The 14,187-nt window shown below is 70.2% G+C and carries 14 protein-coding genes; 8 read left to right on the top strand and 6 right to left on the bottom strand.

Annotated features, from left to right (window positions below; all coding sequences use genetic code 11):
- Nucleotides 1-84: 84 nt before the first annotated feature.
- Entirely contained in the window at nt 85-1,611 is a 1,527-nt protein-coding gene (locus F8566_RS25975; protein WP_151564317.1) for an AMP-binding protein, read from the bottom strand.
- A 100-nt stretch (nt 1,612-1,711) separates the two neighbouring features.
- Between F8566_RS25975 and F8566_RS25970 the strand changes: the two genes are divergently transcribed.
- On the top strand, nt 1,712-1,948 hold the full coding sequence (locus F8566_RS25970) for a phosphopantetheine-binding protein (protein WP_151564316.1): 237 nt from the start codon (nt 1,712-1,714) through the stop codon (nt 1,946-1,948).
- A 2-nt stretch (nt 1,949-1,950) separates the two neighbouring features.
- Here F8566_RS25970 and F8566_RS25965 read toward each other — a convergent pair whose 3' ends face one another.
- On the bottom strand, nt 1,951-2,871 hold the full coding sequence (locus F8566_RS25965) for an ACP S-malonyltransferase (RefSeq protein WP_225993532.1): 921 nt from the start codon (nt 2,869-2,871) through the stop codon (nt 1,951-1,953).
- 126 nt (nt 2,872-2,997) lie between these two features.
- Between F8566_RS25965 and F8566_RS25960 the strand changes: the two genes are divergently transcribed.
- Nucleotides 2,998-3,780, top strand: coding sequence for an SGNH/GDSL hydrolase family protein (locus tag F8566_RS25960; RefSeq protein WP_151564315.1), 783 nt, complete (start codon nt 2,998-3,000; stop codon nt 3,778-3,780).
- 43 nt (nt 3,781-3,823) lie between these two features.
- A complete protein-coding gene (locus F8566_RS25955) occupies nt 3,824-5,017 on the top strand; it encodes a cytochrome P450 family protein (RefSeq protein WP_151564314.1) in 1,194 nt (397 codons plus the stop codon).
- 17 nt (nt 5,018-5,034) lie between these two features.
- Here F8566_RS25955 and F8566_RS25950 read toward each other — a convergent pair whose 3' ends face one another.
- Nucleotides 5,035-6,177, bottom strand: a complete 1,143-nt coding sequence (locus tag F8566_RS25950) for a methyltransferase (protein WP_225993531.1) — start codon at nt 6,175-6,177, stop codon at nt 5,035-5,037.
- 138 nt (nt 6,178-6,315) lie between these two features.
- Here F8566_RS25950 and F8566_RS25945 point away from each other — a divergent pair, with 138 nt between their 5' ends.
- Nucleotides 6,316-7,788, top strand: coding sequence for a DHA2 family efflux MFS transporter permease subunit (locus tag F8566_RS25945; RefSeq protein WP_225993530.1), 1,473 nt, complete (start codon nt 6,316-6,318; stop codon nt 7,786-7,788).
- Nucleotides 7,789-7,811: 23 nt separating this feature from the next.
- Here the strand turns inward: F8566_RS25945 and F8566_RS25940 are convergent, their stop codons facing one another.
- Nucleotides 7,812-8,336 carry a DUF4262 domain-containing protein gene (locus tag F8566_RS25940; RefSeq protein WP_225993529.1) on the bottom strand — a complete coding sequence of 175 codons (525 nt, stop codon included), beginning with the start codon at nt 8,334-8,336 and terminating at the stop codon, nt 7,812-7,814.
- A 119-nt stretch (nt 8,337-8,455) separates the two neighbouring features.
- On the opposite strand from F8566_RS25940, the gene F8566_RS25935 reads away from it, so the two are divergent.
- The 4 genes from F8566_RS25935 (at nt 8,456) to F8566_RS51515 (ending at nt 12,302) form a co-directional block, all read left to right on the top strand.
- The gene (locus F8566_RS25935) at nt 8,456-9,586 is read left to right on the top strand and encodes a sensor histidine kinase (RefSeq protein WP_225993528.1); all 1,131 of its coding nucleotides are present in this window, start codon (nt 8,456-8,458) and stop codon (nt 9,584-9,586) included.
- Nucleotides 9,574-10,236: a response regulator transcription factor gene (locus F8566_RS25930; protein ID WP_151564377.1), complete on the top strand. Its 663-nt coding sequence runs from the start codon at nt 9,574-9,576 to the stop codon at nt 10,234-10,236. Before F8566_RS25935 ends, F8566_RS25930 begins: the two co-directional genes overlap by 13 nt.
- An 87-nt stretch (nt 10,237-10,323) precedes the next feature.
- Nucleotides 10,324-11,790: a serine hydrolase domain-containing protein gene (locus F8566_RS25925; protein WP_151564313.1), complete on the top strand. Its 1,467-nt coding sequence runs from the start codon at nt 10,324-10,326 to the stop codon at nt 11,788-11,790.
- Nucleotides 11,791-12,191: 401 nt separating this feature from the next.
- On the top strand, nt 12,192-12,302 hold the full coding sequence (locus F8566_RS51515; protein ID WP_225993527.1) for a GNAT family N-acetyltransferase: 111 nt from the start codon (nt 12,192-12,194) through the stop codon (nt 12,300-12,302).
- 86 nt (nt 12,303-12,388) lie between these two features.
- Here F8566_RS51515 and F8566_RS25915 read toward each other — a convergent pair whose 3' ends face one another.
- Complete coding sequence (locus tag F8566_RS25915; protein WP_151564312.1) at nt 12,389-13,261, bottom strand: MarR family winged helix-turn-helix transcriptional regulator; 873 nt, start codon at nt 13,259-13,261, stop codon at nt 12,389-12,391.
- 24 nt (nt 13,262-13,285) lie between these two features.
- Nucleotides 13,286-14,152, bottom strand: coding sequence for an alpha/beta fold hydrolase (locus F8566_RS25910; protein WP_225993526.1), 867 nt, complete (start codon nt 14,150-14,152; stop codon nt 13,286-13,288).
- Nucleotides 14,153-14,187 lie beyond the last annotated feature (35 nt).

Here is a 14,187-nt window from a genome sequence, read left to right as displayed (position 1 = left end):
AGGAAAATGCGCACCCAAAAGGCACACATATTTTGGACTGCGATACCAGAAAATGTAGGCAGGGGCCGCCTCACACCCACACCCCTAAGAGCCCCTAGCCTCCGCGGCCAGCGAACGGCGGTCGATTTTCCGATTGGAATTCAGTGGGAAGTCGCGCAGATACCGGTAGCGCCGCGGCACGATCGCGGCCGGGAGGGTCTCCCGCAACCGCGCCGCCAGCTCACCCGGGCCCGTCCGCGCACCGGTGTAGAAGGCGACGAGCTCATCGCCCCCGGCGGTGCTCTCCCCCAGCACGACGACGGCGTCCTCCACCCCGTCACAACCCCGCAGCGCGTGCTCGATCTCGGGGAGTTCGACGCGTACGCCCTGGACCTGCACCTGCGAGTCCAGCCGCCCCAGGTAGGCCAGTTCCCCGTTGCCCAGGCACCGCACCCGGTCACCCGTCCGGTACCAGGTCCGTCCGTCCCGCTCCAGGTACCTGCCCTCGTTGTCGGCCGGATCGAGATATCCCGGCGTCAGCTGGGGCCCGGCGACGCACAGCTCACCCTCGCCGTCATGCTCGTCGAGCAGCAGGTGGTCGTGGCCGTCGTGCGGCCGGCCTATGGGAACGATCCCGTTCACGCCGAGTCCGGGCGAGATCTCCGGATCCCAGCGATGCCCGGTCACCGTGACGGTCAGCTCGGTCGGCCCGTAGAGGTTCTCCACCGTCGACCCGTCCGCCGCCTCCTGCCAGCCGGCCGCGTCGGCGCACCTCAGCGCCTCCCCTGCGAAGAAGCTCCACCGCAACGACGGCATCGTGCCCGCTCCGAGACCGCCGAGCCGACGCACCAGGGAGATGGCGCTCGGGGTCGAGAACCACACCGTCATCCCCCGCTCCTCGACGAACGCGGGCATGTCCCGGTACGCCTGCGGCGGCACGGCGTGCACCGCGGCACCCGCTCCCCAGGCGCAGAAGATGTCGAACGTGGCGCAGTCGAAGTTGAGGTCGAACGTCTGCGAGAACACGTCATCGGCGTTGAAGTCGTACCGCCGGTCGAGGAGCCCGAAGTAGTGGGCCATGTTCCCGTGCGTGATCGGCACGCCCTTCGGCCTGCCCGTCGACCCGGAGGTGAACAGGACGTACGCGACGTCGTCTCCCCGTACCGCACAGGGCTCGCTCAGCGCGCCCGCCGCCGTGACCGGCACCTGCGCGGCGACCGCCGAGACCGGCATCCGCCCGCCGGCCGCCAGCACCGGCGGGGCGAATCCGGCGTCCAGCACGTGCGGCAACGCGTCCAGCCCACGCTCGTCGGCGACGACGGCCGACACGTCCGCAAACTCCAGCATCCGCCGGATCCGCGCCGCCGGGAAGCCGGGGTTCAGCGGCACGACCGTGGCCCCCGCGTAGAGTGCCGCGAGCACCGCCGCGTAGGCGTCGAGGCTCTTCGCCGCCAGCACGCCGACCTGCCGCGGGCGCTCGTCCGCGCTCGCCAGCAGCGCGCCCGCCCACAGCGCCGCCCGCTCGTGCAGTTCCTCGTAGGTGAGCGAATCGGCCCCCACCCGCACGGCGACCTGTCGTGGCGCCTTGCCGAGCCCTCGCATGAATCGCGCGTGCAATGCCTGGTCATTCATCGGAGTCCCTCCATAGGGGTCGCCAAGGGTTGTCCCATTCCCCGGCGACCGCATTAAGTGGTGACAGCGCACAAAAAGTCGAAAGACCCAGGGAGTAGCCATGTGGGATGCACAATTCGAGGACATTCTGCGCGGATTCCTGCCCTTCATCGAGCCGGACGAGGAGCTCGGGGCCGACGCGAGCCTGCGCGACCTCGGCCTGGACTCGCTGGGCACCGTCGAACTGCTGGCCCTGCTCGAAGGCACCTACGGCGTCCGCTTCGTCGACGACGCGCTCACCATGGAGACCTTCGCCACCCCCGCCACTCTCTGGAAGACGCTCACCCAGATGACGTGACATCAGCGTCGGCGCGGCCGGGTGGCCGATCGAGGATCGTGCCGGACGACCTCGAAGTTCCGTGTCGTGCACGGCACCCGGCCGAACAGCCGATCCGGCCCGGCGACGTCGAGCCGCCCGATCCCCCGCGCCTTCAGGGCGGCCACCACGTCGGGCCACCGCACCGCCCGGACGAGCCCGTCCAGCAACATCTCCCGGACCTGCGCCCCGGTCTCCAGCACGGCCCCGTCCTGGTCCGCGATCACTGGTAGCGCGGGATCGGAGAACGTCAGCTCACGGAAGACCTCGTTCTCCATCTTCTCCCGCAGCGGCGCGAAGACGCTCGCGTGCATCGGCGGATACATCGAGTAGAGCGGCAGCCCCCCGGCCTGCCGCAGCCTCTTCTCCAGCCACTCCAGCTCGTTCTGGCCGAGGGTGAGCATCGTGAAGTCGTCGTCGACGTGACACGAGATCTCGTGCCACGTGCCCCGCGCGTCCAACTCGGCCAGGATCTCGCCCAGCCGCTCTGGCGGAGTCCGTGCGAACGAATGGGTGATCAGCTCGCCGTGCTCCTCGGCGAAGTACTCGTCAAGGCACCGAGCCCACCGCGAGGTCATCCACACGCCGTCGTCGAACGACAGGGCCCCCGAGTAGACCGCCGCCATCTTCCCGCCGAAGCTCGGGCCGGTGCACACCTCGGGGTCGAGCCCTTCCCCGGCGAGCGCCAGGCAGTTGACGAAGAACGCCACCTGCGCATATTCGCTGTAGTCGCCGTCGTTCTCGCGGTACCGGTCGACCAGCGAGTAGCCGAGGACCTCGTCAGCGGCCTTCACCAGCTTCCGCGCCGCTGGATTGATGAGCATGAACCGCGCCACGTCGGCGAAACTCGACGGGCCCATTCCCGGAAAGACGACGGCGCTGCCCGTGCGAACATCGGGTTCCATGGGCCCAGCCTGCTGATCGCCTCATCCCCGGAGAACCCCTACGTTCCCCTAACTCCTCATAGTCCAGATTGTCCAGTACGATGACCCGCAGATGGAATATTCCAATTTTTGACTAGGTGGCTCGCCATGTCCTACCTGCGGTATGTCGCGATCGGAGACAGCCAGTCCGAGGGGCTCATGGACGGTGACGAGCTCACGGGCTACCGGGGGTGGGCGGACCGCCTGGCCGAACTGCTTGCGGCGACCGAGCCGGCGGTGACCTATGCCAACCTGGCGGTACGGGGCAAGCTCGCGGCTCAGGTCAGAGCCGAACAGCTGGCGCCCGCACTGGCCCTCAAGCCGGATCTGGCCTCGGTCATGGCGGGGATGAACGACCTGGTCCGGCCGGGCTTCGACGCGGCGGCGGTGACGGGTGAGCTGGAGGCGATGTTCGCGGCACTGACCGGCCAGGGTGCCCAGGTGGTCACGTTCACCTTCCCCGACATCGCGAAGATCGCACCGGTCGTGGCGCGGCTGCGGCCGCGGGTGCTGGAGCTCAACGCGGGCATCCGGGACGCGGCGCGCCGGCATGGGGTCATCGTCGTCGACGCCTTTCCGCATGCCGTGACCTGCGACGCACGGTTGTGGAGTCCCGACCGGATCCACGCCGCGCCCCTCGGGCACGCCCTGATGGCCGCCGCCGCGGCCCACGCGCTCGGCCTGCCGGACAGCGACGACTCGTGGACGAATCCGCTTCCAGCCGCGAGGCCCATCGGCACCCTGCGCCGCGTCGGCAATGAGGCGTTCTGGGTCGGCAGCTTCCTGGGCCCCTGGGTGATGCGCCGCCTGCGCGGCCGCTCGTCCGGCGACGGCCGGGTGGCCAAGCGCCCAGACCTCCTTCCCGTGCGCGACACACAGCCCGCTCCCTGACCGAAGCCACCCGAGGGGAACGTCGTTTGGAGAGGGAGCGTTGATGGCCGTTCTTTCCGCAGAGATGTTCTTCGGCCGCGCGTTCAACCAAGATCCGTACGAGGTGTACGCGGACCTGCGCGAGCAGGGGCCGGTCCACGCGATCGAGTTTCCGGCCGGTGTCCAGGCGTTCCTTGTCGTGGACCACGAGCACGGGCGCGCGGCGCTCAGCGATCCGCGGCTGGCGAAGGACACGCGGCACAGCGGTACGCCGGTGCGCGCCGAGGAGTTCTTCGGCGAGACGCTGCTGGGCTTGGACGCGCCGGACCACACCAGACTGCGCGGGCTGGTGGCCAAGGCGTTCACCCCTCGCCGCGCCGAGGCGCTGCGGCCGCGCGTGCAGGAGATCACCGACGGGCTGCTCGACGCGCTGGCCGGACGGGACGAGGCGGATCTCATCGACGCGTTCGCGTTCCCGCTGCCGATCATCGTGATCTGCGAGCTGCTCGGGGTCTCCGCGGACGATCAGGCGGACTTCCGGCACTGGACCGCGGACCTGACCGTGCCGGTGGTCTCCCGGGAGACGGCCGAACGGCGGCGTGCAGCGGCGATCGCGTTCAACGACTACCTGCTGGGCGTGTTCGCCGAACGCCGCGCGGCACCGGGCGACGATCTCATCAGCGCGCTGCTCGCGGTGCGGGACGGCGACGCCCGCCTCTCGCACGGAGAGCTCCTCAACACCATCGCGCTGCTGCTGATCGCCGGGCACGAGACCACGGTCAACCTGATCGGCAACGGCGTGCTGGCGCTGCTGTCCTCACCCGGCCAGCTCAAACTGCTCAAGGAACGTCCGGAGTTGCTGCCCGGCGCGATCGAGGAGTTGCTGCGGTACGACGGCCCGGTCGAACGGGCGACCCAGCGGATCGCGCTGGCGGACGTGGAGATCGCCGGAGTCCCGATCCCGAAGGGCTCCTGGGTGCATGTGTCGATCGGCGCCGCAGGCCGGGATCCCGGGGCGTTCGACGAGCCGGACTCCCTGGACGTGGCACGCGCCGACAACCGGCACGTCGCGTTCGGCCACGGCCCGCACTACTGCCTGGGTGCCCCGCTCGCACGGCTGGAGGGGCAGGTCGCCATCGGCACGCTGCTCGCCCGCTTCCCCGAACTCGCACTCGCCGTCGACCCCGCCGAGCTCGACTGGAAACGCTCCGGCTCGATCGTCCGCGGTCTCTCCAGCCTCCCCGTTCGCCTGCGGTAGGACCCGGCGCGTTCCTGTCAGACAGTGGCCCGCAGGATGACGAACTTGGGATTGGCGGCCACGGTCGTGCAGTTGCCGAAGATCCGCCGGAGCTTCACGTGGTGGCCGAGGTGCCGGTTGCCCACGACCCAGAGCTCACCGCCCGGCCGGAGGACCTTGCGGGAGCCGGTGAACATCCGCCAAGCGGTCGCGTCGGTGGTCGCCTGGTGCGAGTGGAACGGCGGGTTGTTGAGAACGAGATCCGCCGACTTGGCCGGAACGGCCGAGAGCCCATCACTCGCAAGGAACTCCGCATCGCGGGTACCGGACGTGTTGGCGTTGAACGTGGCTTCGGCGGACGCGACGGCCTGGAAGGACTCGTCCACGAAAAGCGCGTCCGCGTCGGGGTGCGCCAGCGCGGCGGCCATGCCCACCACTCCGTTTCCGCAGCCGAGGTCGACGATGCGGCCGAAGTCGCCGTCTTCGGGAAGATGCTGGAGGAAGAAGCGGGTGCCGATGTCGAGGCGGTCGGCGCAGAAGATCCCGGCGTGGTTGACCACCGTACGGCCCGATGCGATGCCGATGCCGTCCGGCAAGGAGTAGGTGTGGGGCCAAGGGCTGGGACGCCTGGGGATGCTCGGGTCGGGTGTGCAGAAGATGAGCCGGGCCTTCCTGACCGCCAGCGAGGTACGGGTCGGGCCAATGAGCTTCTCGAACAGTTGCAGGGTCGAGGTGTGGATCTCCTTGACCATGCCCGTGCCGACGACCACCGTGCGCTCGTGGATCGCGGGTGCGATACGGTGCAGCTGGTCTTCCAGCAGCGCGAGACTCTTGGGAATCCGGATCAGCAGGACGTCGATGCGTTCGGGCGGCGCGTCCCTGGTGGTCATGAGCCGGACCGCGCCTGTGCCGACGGCGTTCCGCTCCAGATTGGCCCGGGTGGCTGACTGCGCCAGGAACGAGTCGGAGATCTGGACGGGACGGAACGCGGCCAGCGCGGTGGACAGGGCACCCCAGCGATCACCGACCACGACCACCGGACCCGAGAGGTCCACTCGTTCATCGGCCAGGTGCCGGAGCACGTACTCGTCGGAGGCGTCCCAGGCCCGCAGCCTGTCACGCGGGTTGTCCGGGAAGCGCGCGAGCGTGAAGTCGCCCCAGGCCGTCGCCAGCAGATCCATAGCCTGACCAGGCTAACGGCATCGTTGAGCCACCCAGGTCTCCCAGCCCCGGCGCGATGGTCCTAGGTCCAACTACCGGCGGATCCTGGTCCCCCTGGCCGACGCGGGACCGGACGGACCATGGCCAGCATGAAGGCCATGACCGCGACCCAAGAGCCCGGGCTCGCCGACGAGTCCACACCGCACACGAAATCCATGCCGCACACGGAGCCCACAGCGCACAAGACCGGAGGGCGCCCCTCCACGCCGGCGTGGGCGGCGCTCCTCGCCGCGAGCATCGGGCAGTTCCTCGTCGTCCTGGACATCTCCGTCGTCAACGTGGCGTTGCCCGGCATGCGCAGCGGGCTCGGGCTCGGCGCCACCGGCCTGCAATGGGTCGTCAACGCCTACTCGCTCACGTTCGCCGGTTTCCTGCTGCTCGGCGGCCGCGCCGCCGACCTGTTCGGCCGTAAGCGGATCTTCATCGTGGGACTCGGCGTCTTCACGGTCGCCAGCCTCGCCGGCGGCCTCGCGCCGGACGGTGGGACCCTGATCGCCGCCCGCGCCGCGCAGGGCCTCGGCGCCGCGATCCTGGCGCCCGTCACGCTGTCACTGATCACCAGCACGTTCCCGGCCGGTCCGGCCCGGACGAAGGCCATCGCCACCTGGACCGCCGTCGGCACGGCCGGCGGCGCGGCGGGCGGCCTGGTCGGCGGGCTGCTGACCGACTACCTCGACTGGCGCTGGGTCCTGCTGATCAACGTGCCGATCGGCATCGTCGTGACGGTCATCGCCGCGGTGTGGCTGCGCGACGAGCGCGACACCACCGGCCGCCCGCGCCTCGACCTGCCCGGCGCCGCGCTCGTCACCGCCGGTGTGGCGCTGCTCAACTTCGGCATCACGCGTACCGAGACGTACGGCTGGACGTCCACCGACTCGCTGGTCCCGCTCATCGCCGGACTGGTCACCCTGGCGGCGTTCGTCGCCGTCGAGGCCCGTACGCCGCAGCCGCTCGTGCCCCTGCGGCTCTTCCGTCTCCGCAGCGTCGCGGTCGGCAACCTCGCCACCATGGTCAGCATGCTCGGCGGGTTCGCCCTCTGGTACTTCCTGTCGCTATACATGCAGAACGTCCTGCACTACAGCGCGGTACGCACGGGCCTGTCCTTCCTGCCCCACACGATCGGCATCATCGTCGGTTCCAAGCTCGCTCCCACGCTGATGAACCGCATGGACACCCGGCTGCTCGCCGCGTTCGGCGGCCTCCTCGCGGCGGGCGGCTTCGCCTGGCAGAGCGCGGTCCTGCACGCGGACGGCACGTTCCTCGGCTCGATCCTCGGTCCCGGCGTGACCATGGCCGTCGGCTTCGGCCTGCTGATGACGCCGCTGGTGGAGGCGTCCACCGCCGGCGCCTCCGCCGCGGAGGCGGGAGCCGTCGCGGGCATCGTCAACACCTCGCGCACGATCGGCGGCGCCATCGGCCTCACGATCCTCGCCACCGCCGCCGCCGAGTCCGGCTCCGATCTGGCCGCCGGTTACGCCACGGCCTTCCTGGTCGCGGCGATCATCACCGCGGCGGGCACGGCACTGGTCGCCTTCCTCCCCCGCCCCACTCCGCAGACCCCGGCCGCTTGACGGTCAGCGGCTGCGACCTCTGATCACGCCTGGGTCCACACTCCTGGCGGATGGGCGTCCCGCGCCAGCCAGGCCTGCGGCTGCATCGCCTGGTAACCCTCGGCGGTGTCCGCGTCCCACGGGAACCGTCCGTCCAGGTCGGGCCACACCAGCTGGATCACCGGCAGCGGCGGTCGCTGGTAGAAGGCCATCGCGCTCCCGAAGAACGTCCGGTACCAGCCGGGGTCGACCTGCTTGAGGAAGATCGGATAGTCGTTGATGAGCCCGTGCCGTTCCTGCCCGTCCGCTGCGGCCCGACCGTCGGCGATCTCCCGGCCCAGGTTGTTGATGACGGGCTGCGTCACGTCCATGTCCAGGCCGAACATCGCCAGCTCCGGCGACCGGTGGCTGTGCCAGAGCCCCACGCTGAACGACCAGCCCGGCCCCACGTCGTCGGCCGGGACGTTGATGACGCCCCACCCGTGCGTCCGCACGTTCTCGATCATCTGGCGGTCGATGTCATCGAGTTCGCCGTGGTCCTCGCACAGGATGCAGTGGCACTCCGACATGCGCGCGAGCGTACGCCATAGGATCTTCCGCCGTCGCGCCGGGTGATCCGACCGCGGTCGAGGTGGATACCGACTTTCGTAGGGGGCGGCGGCGCGCGGTCCGGGGCTACTGTGGCCCGGTGAACAGCGAGGTCAGAGACGTGAAGACGATCCTCGGCGTGGTCGCGGTCGGGGTTCTGGTCGCGCTGACGATCGTGAGCCGGCATGGCGCGGCGGGCGATCTCCTTTGGCTGGACATCACCGTCGGAGTCGCGGGTTTTGCCGTGCTGCCCGTTCTGCTGCGGTGGCCCGTCGCCGGCGCGCTGGCGCTGAGCCTGCTGGCGGGCCTCTCAGCCGCGGCCACGCCGACCGCCACGCTGGGCGCGCTGCAGGTCGCGCAGCGGCGCCGCCTCCCCGCCGCCCTCGCGGTCGCCTCGGCGGGAGTCGCGGCGCACGCGGTGCAGGGATGGTGGCGGCCGACCGGCGGCATCTCCTACGGCTGGTGGTTCATCCTGATCACCGTCGCGTACGGGGCGCTGGTCGGATGGGGCGCACTCGCCCGCTCCCGCCGGGCGCTCCTGGAGTCGTTGCGCGAACGGGCCCGCCGCGCCGAGGCCGAGCAGGGGCGGCGGGTCGCCGAGGCCCGGATGCTCGAACGCACCCGGATCGCGCGCGAGATGCACGACGTGCTGGCCCACCGGTTGTCGCTGCTGGCCACGTACGCGGGCGCGCTGGAGTACCGGCCGGACGCCCCGCCCGAGCAGCTCGCCCGTGCCGCCGGGGTGATCCGGACCGGCGCACACCAGGCGCTCGACGAGCTCCGCGACGTGATCATCCTGCTCCGGGACGACGAGGAGGACGCCGGATCCCGCCCGCAGCCCGTGCTGGCCGACATCCCCCGCCTGGTCGAGGAGTCCCGCGACGCCGGGACGCCGGTGGACGTCCGCGACGAGGTGACGCAGCCGTCCGCTCTTCCGGCCGCCGCCGGCCGGACCGCCTACCGGGTCGTCCAGGAGGCCTTGACGAACGCGCGCAAGCACGCCGCGGACCGCCCGGTCCACGTGACGCTCACGGGACGCCCCGGCGACCGCCTCGTGATCGACGTCCGTAATCCGCTGCCGGTGGACCGGAGCGCCGGCCCTGCCGTGCTCGGCTCCGGCACCGGGCTCGTCGGCTTGACCGAACGTGTCCGGCTGGCCGGCGGGAGGCTCGACCATGAGGCGACCGGCGGCGAGTTCCGCCTGCACGCGTGGCTACCATGGCCGGCGTGAGCTCCGAGCTGCGCGTGCTCATCGTGGACGACGACGCACTCGTACGCGCCGGGCTGTCCATGATGCTCGACGGCGTCCACGGGATCGTCGTGGTGGGTCAGGCCGCCGACGGCGACGAGGTGTCCGCGGCCGCCGACCTGCACGTCCCGGATGTCGTGCTCATGGATCTGCGGATGCCGCGCGTGGACGGCATCACCGCCACCCGGCGGCTCCGCGGCCGCCACGATCCGCCCGAGGTCATCGTCCTCACCACGTTCGACACCGACGAGAACATCCTGCACGCGCTGCGCGCGGGCGCCGGCGGCTTCCTGCTCAAGGACACCCCGCCCGCCGAGATCGTCACCGCGGTCCGCCGGGTCGCGGCCGGCGAGCCGATCCTGTCCCCGCAGGTCACCCGGCGTCTGATGGACCGCGCCGCCACGCAGGCCGACGCGTTCGAACGCGCCCAGGCCGCGCTCGCGGCCCTCAGCCCGCGCGAGAACGAGGTGGTCCTCGCCGTGGCGCGGGGTCGTTCCAACGCCGAGATCGCCGCCGAGCTGTTCATGAGCGTCGCCACCGTCAAGGCGCACGTCTCCTCGGTGCTCACCAAGCTCGACCTCGACAACCGGACCCAGATAGCCCTCCTGGCCCACGACGCCGGCCTCGCCTGAATCGCAAACACCGTCCTCAGTTGCGCACGCGCGTCGCGATGCGTACAGTGTTCGCACAACGAGGACAACGTTTGCAAGGAGAGAATCATGACGGAGAAGTGGGACGCCCAAGGCCACTGGACGGCCGAGGGCCCATGGGGCACCAGGACCTCGACCGGCCGGGACTTCTCCCTCCACCGGTGGCAGGCGCGCCTGGACGAACTGCGGGCCGCCCACCACGTTCCCGGAGCTCAGCTGGCCATCCTGGTCGACGGCAAGATCCACGAGCTCGCCAGCGGAGTCCTGCACCGGGCCACCGGCGCGAAGGTCACCACCGACTCGGTCTTCCTGTCCGGCTCGATCGCCAAGATCTACACAGCCACCCTGATCATGCAGCTCGTGGACCGGGGCCTGCTGGACCTGGACGCACCCGTGGTGGACGTCCTTCCCGAGTTCGCCACGCCCGACCCCGAGGCCACCAAGGTCATCACGACCCGCCGGCTCCTGTCGCACACCGGCGGCCTGACCAACGACTTCACCCTCGACACCGGCCGCGGCGACGACTGCCTGGCCAAGTACGTGGAGAAGGCCCGCGACGTGGCCCTGGACTGCCCGCCGGGGACAGCCGTCTCCTACGGCAGCGTCGGCTACGTCGTCCTGGGCCGGATCATCGAGGTCCTGACCGGAAAGACCTGGGACCAGGCGCTGCACGACATGCTCGTGACGCCCCTCGCCCTCGAACGCACGATGACGCTCCCGGAGGAGGCTTTGCGGTTCCCGGTGGCGATGAGTCACCTCGGCGAGCCCGGCCAGGACCCCGACCCGGCGCCGATCTGGGACATGATGCCCCGTTCGGCAGGCCCGTACGGCCGCGTCATCGTGTCGGCCGGTGACGTGGTCCGGCTCGCCCAGCTGCACCTGAACGCGGGCACCGCCCCCGACGGCACCCGCCTCATGTCCCCCGAAGCCGTCACGGAGATGCAGCGCCGGGAAGTCGACGTCCCCGACAAGTGGACGGTCAGCGCCGACGGCCAGGCCCTCGGGTGGGTGCTGTACGACTGGGACGGCATCGCCGGCTACGGCCACGACGGAGCCGCGATCGGCCAGTACGGCTACCTGCGCGTCGTTCCTCACGCCGGCGTGGCCGTCGTCCTGCTCACCAACGGCGGCGGTGCCCGCCGGCTCTACGCCGAGCTCTTCCGCGAACTGCTCCACGATCTGGCCGGAGTCCGCATGCCCGAGCCCTTCGGCCCCGCGACACCCCCAGTCGCCGTGGACGTCACTCCGTACATCGGCACGTACAAGCGGGAAGGCGTCGTCATCACGGTCAGCGAACGCGACGGCAAACCGCGCATGGTGTACGAGTTCGTCGACGGCATGAAGGACCTCTCCCCGCCCCTCGACATGGAACTGACCCCGGTCACCGACGCCGTCTTCGCCGCCTCCGGCGCGGGCCCCTCGTTCAGCGAGGACTACATGCCCGTGGTCTTCTCCACGCTCACGACCGGCACCCGGTGCGTGTACGTCGGCATGCGCGCCACCCCCAAGGTTGCCGAACCCTCCGACGATCACTAACCTCGGCGGCCGGACAAGGGAGGTCGATGAATATGGCTGCCACGAGCCGTCATCAGCATGCCCTTGTCCGGGCCCTTCACGGGCCCGGTCGTCCCTGAACGACCAGGAGCTTCACCGTGACTTCCTTCAAGACCGTGATTTCTCTCAAGACCGAGCGCCTCGTCCTGCGCCCGTGGCCCGTGGCCCGTGGACGACATCACCGCCATCGTCCAGGGCACCCGATCCACCGGCTGGGCGGACGACTTCCCCGCCGAAGGTGACCGCGTGATCGCCGGCATCCTCGCCGAGCACCCCGAGACCCTCGGCCAGAGCCAGATCGTCGAACGCGCCGGCGGCCTCGTCGTCGGCTCGATCGGACTCTTCTGGCCGAGCGCGCCCTCGCCGAACCCGACGTTCACACCGTGTTCGCGAACGTGGAGCTTTCCAACCCGCCCTCCGTCCGCGTCCTCGAAAAGGCGGGCTTCAAACGCTGGAGCTCCGACACCAGCACAGCCCGCTACCACCTGCAGTAATCCCCGCCAGTAACCCCGGCCAGTAATTCCGGCGGGCCGCCGTGATCAGCAGTCTCACGGCGGCCACGCCGACCAGGCCCAGCGGACTACTCTCCCAGCGTCTTTTCGAACCAGTGATGGGCGTACGGCTCATCGCTGAAAGCGTCCACCTCGCGATAGCCAGACGCACGGTAGAGGCCGATCGCCTCGGTCAACGCCTTGTTGGTCTCCAGGCGAACGACTCCGGCTCCCTGGGCTGCGGCCCGCGACTCCAGCTCGGCGAGGAGGCGGCGGCCCAGCCCCAGCCCCCGGACGGAAGGCGACACCCACATGCGCCTGATCCTCACGGTGGCGTCGGGGCCGGGTTTCAAGGCTCCGCAGGCCACCGGTTCGTCATGCAGTGTCGCCACCAACAGCAGGCCGCCGTCGTCCTCGGCCGCCACGTACGCGCCGGGGTCGAAGCCGCCCTCGAAACGTTCGGCCAGCTCGGCGAAGTACGCCGCCTCGCAATGACGGGCGTGCGGGTGGCGGGGGTCGGTGACGGCGATGTCGACCATCGACGCGGTCAGCAGCCGTTCCACCTCGCCCATCGCCGTGACGAGCCGCTCGCGCTGGCGGTCGCTGAGCGGGCCGAGAATCGCGGTGGCGAGTTCGTCCGAACGCCGGTCGAGCTCGGCGCGTTCGGTCAGCCCGGCCGGCGTCAACCGGGCGGTGCGAACGCGCGCGTCGGACGGGTCGGGCTCGACCACGATCAGTCCGTCGGCTTCCAGAGCGCGGAGCAGACGGCTCAGATAACCGGAGTCGAGATCGAGCCGGGACCGCAGCTCCCGCACCCGCTGCCGGTCGCCGGCGCCGATCTCCCAGAGCAGCCGCGCCTGACCCAGTGGACGGGACCGGGACAGGAACGAGTCGTCGAGCGCACCGATCCGCTGGGTGACCGTGCGGTTGAAGCGCCGCACCTGGTCGATCGCCGAGGTCACATCTCTGACTTTAGTCAGAGATAATCAGGAGGGCCAGACCCTGTCCAGGAATCCGGCGATGAGCGGGGCGATCTCGGGGAGTTTCTCCTCCAGGGCGAAGTGGCCGGTCTCGAAGACATGCAACTCCGCCTGGGGAACGTCGCGCAGGTAGGCATGCGCGCCGGGCTCGGGGAAGAACGGGTCGTTGCTCCCCCAGGTGATGAGAGTCGCCGGGCTGTGCTTGCGCAGCCACTCGTGCCACTCCCCGTACAACTCGACGTTGGAGTGGTAGTCGAAGGCCAGTGCGACTTGAGCCTCCTTGCGTCCTGGCACGTCAAGGAAGTGCTGGTCGAGGGTCCAGCCGTCGGGTGCGACGAGTTCGGAGCGGCTCGTTCCGCCTTCGTACTGGCCCCGCGTGCCCTCCAGGGTCAGCAGGCCACGGATCGTCTCCTCCGCGCCCTCGACCTCCGGTCGCAGGGCGATGAAGTCGCGCGCCCCGTCCGACAGGCCCTCCTCGTACGCGTTGCCGTTCTGAACGACGAGGCCGGCGATCCACTCGGGGTGCCGCGTGGCGAGCCGGAAACCGACCGGGGCGCCGAAGTCGAAGACGTACATCACGAAGCGCGTCAACCCGAGCCGCTCGACGAAGCCCTCGGTGATGTCGGCGAGGCGGTCGAAGCGGTAGTCGAAGTCCGCGGGGGCCTCGGTGTGCCCGAAGCCCGGATAGTCGGGCGCGATCAGCCGGTACCGCGCGCCGAGCACGTCGATCAGACGCCGGAACTGGTGCGACGCGGACGGGAAGCCGTGCAGCAGCAACAACACGGGGGCGTCGTCACGGGCGGGCTCCGACTCCCGGTAGAAGACCTTCACCCCGTCGACCTCGACGTGGCGGTGGACTGTGCGGGCGACCATCGGGAACGTCATTTTCACATGCCTCTCTGCCGTGA

Origin of the sequence: Actinomadura rudentiformis (genome assembly GCF_008923185.1) — a bacterium.
GTDB classification, from domain to species: domain Bacteria; phylum Actinomycetota; class Actinomycetes; order Streptosporangiales; family Streptosporangiaceae; genus Spirillospora; species Spirillospora rudentiformis.
Note: the sequence above shows the minus strand (reverse complement) of the source record. Positions and strands in the feature narration are given on the sequence as shown.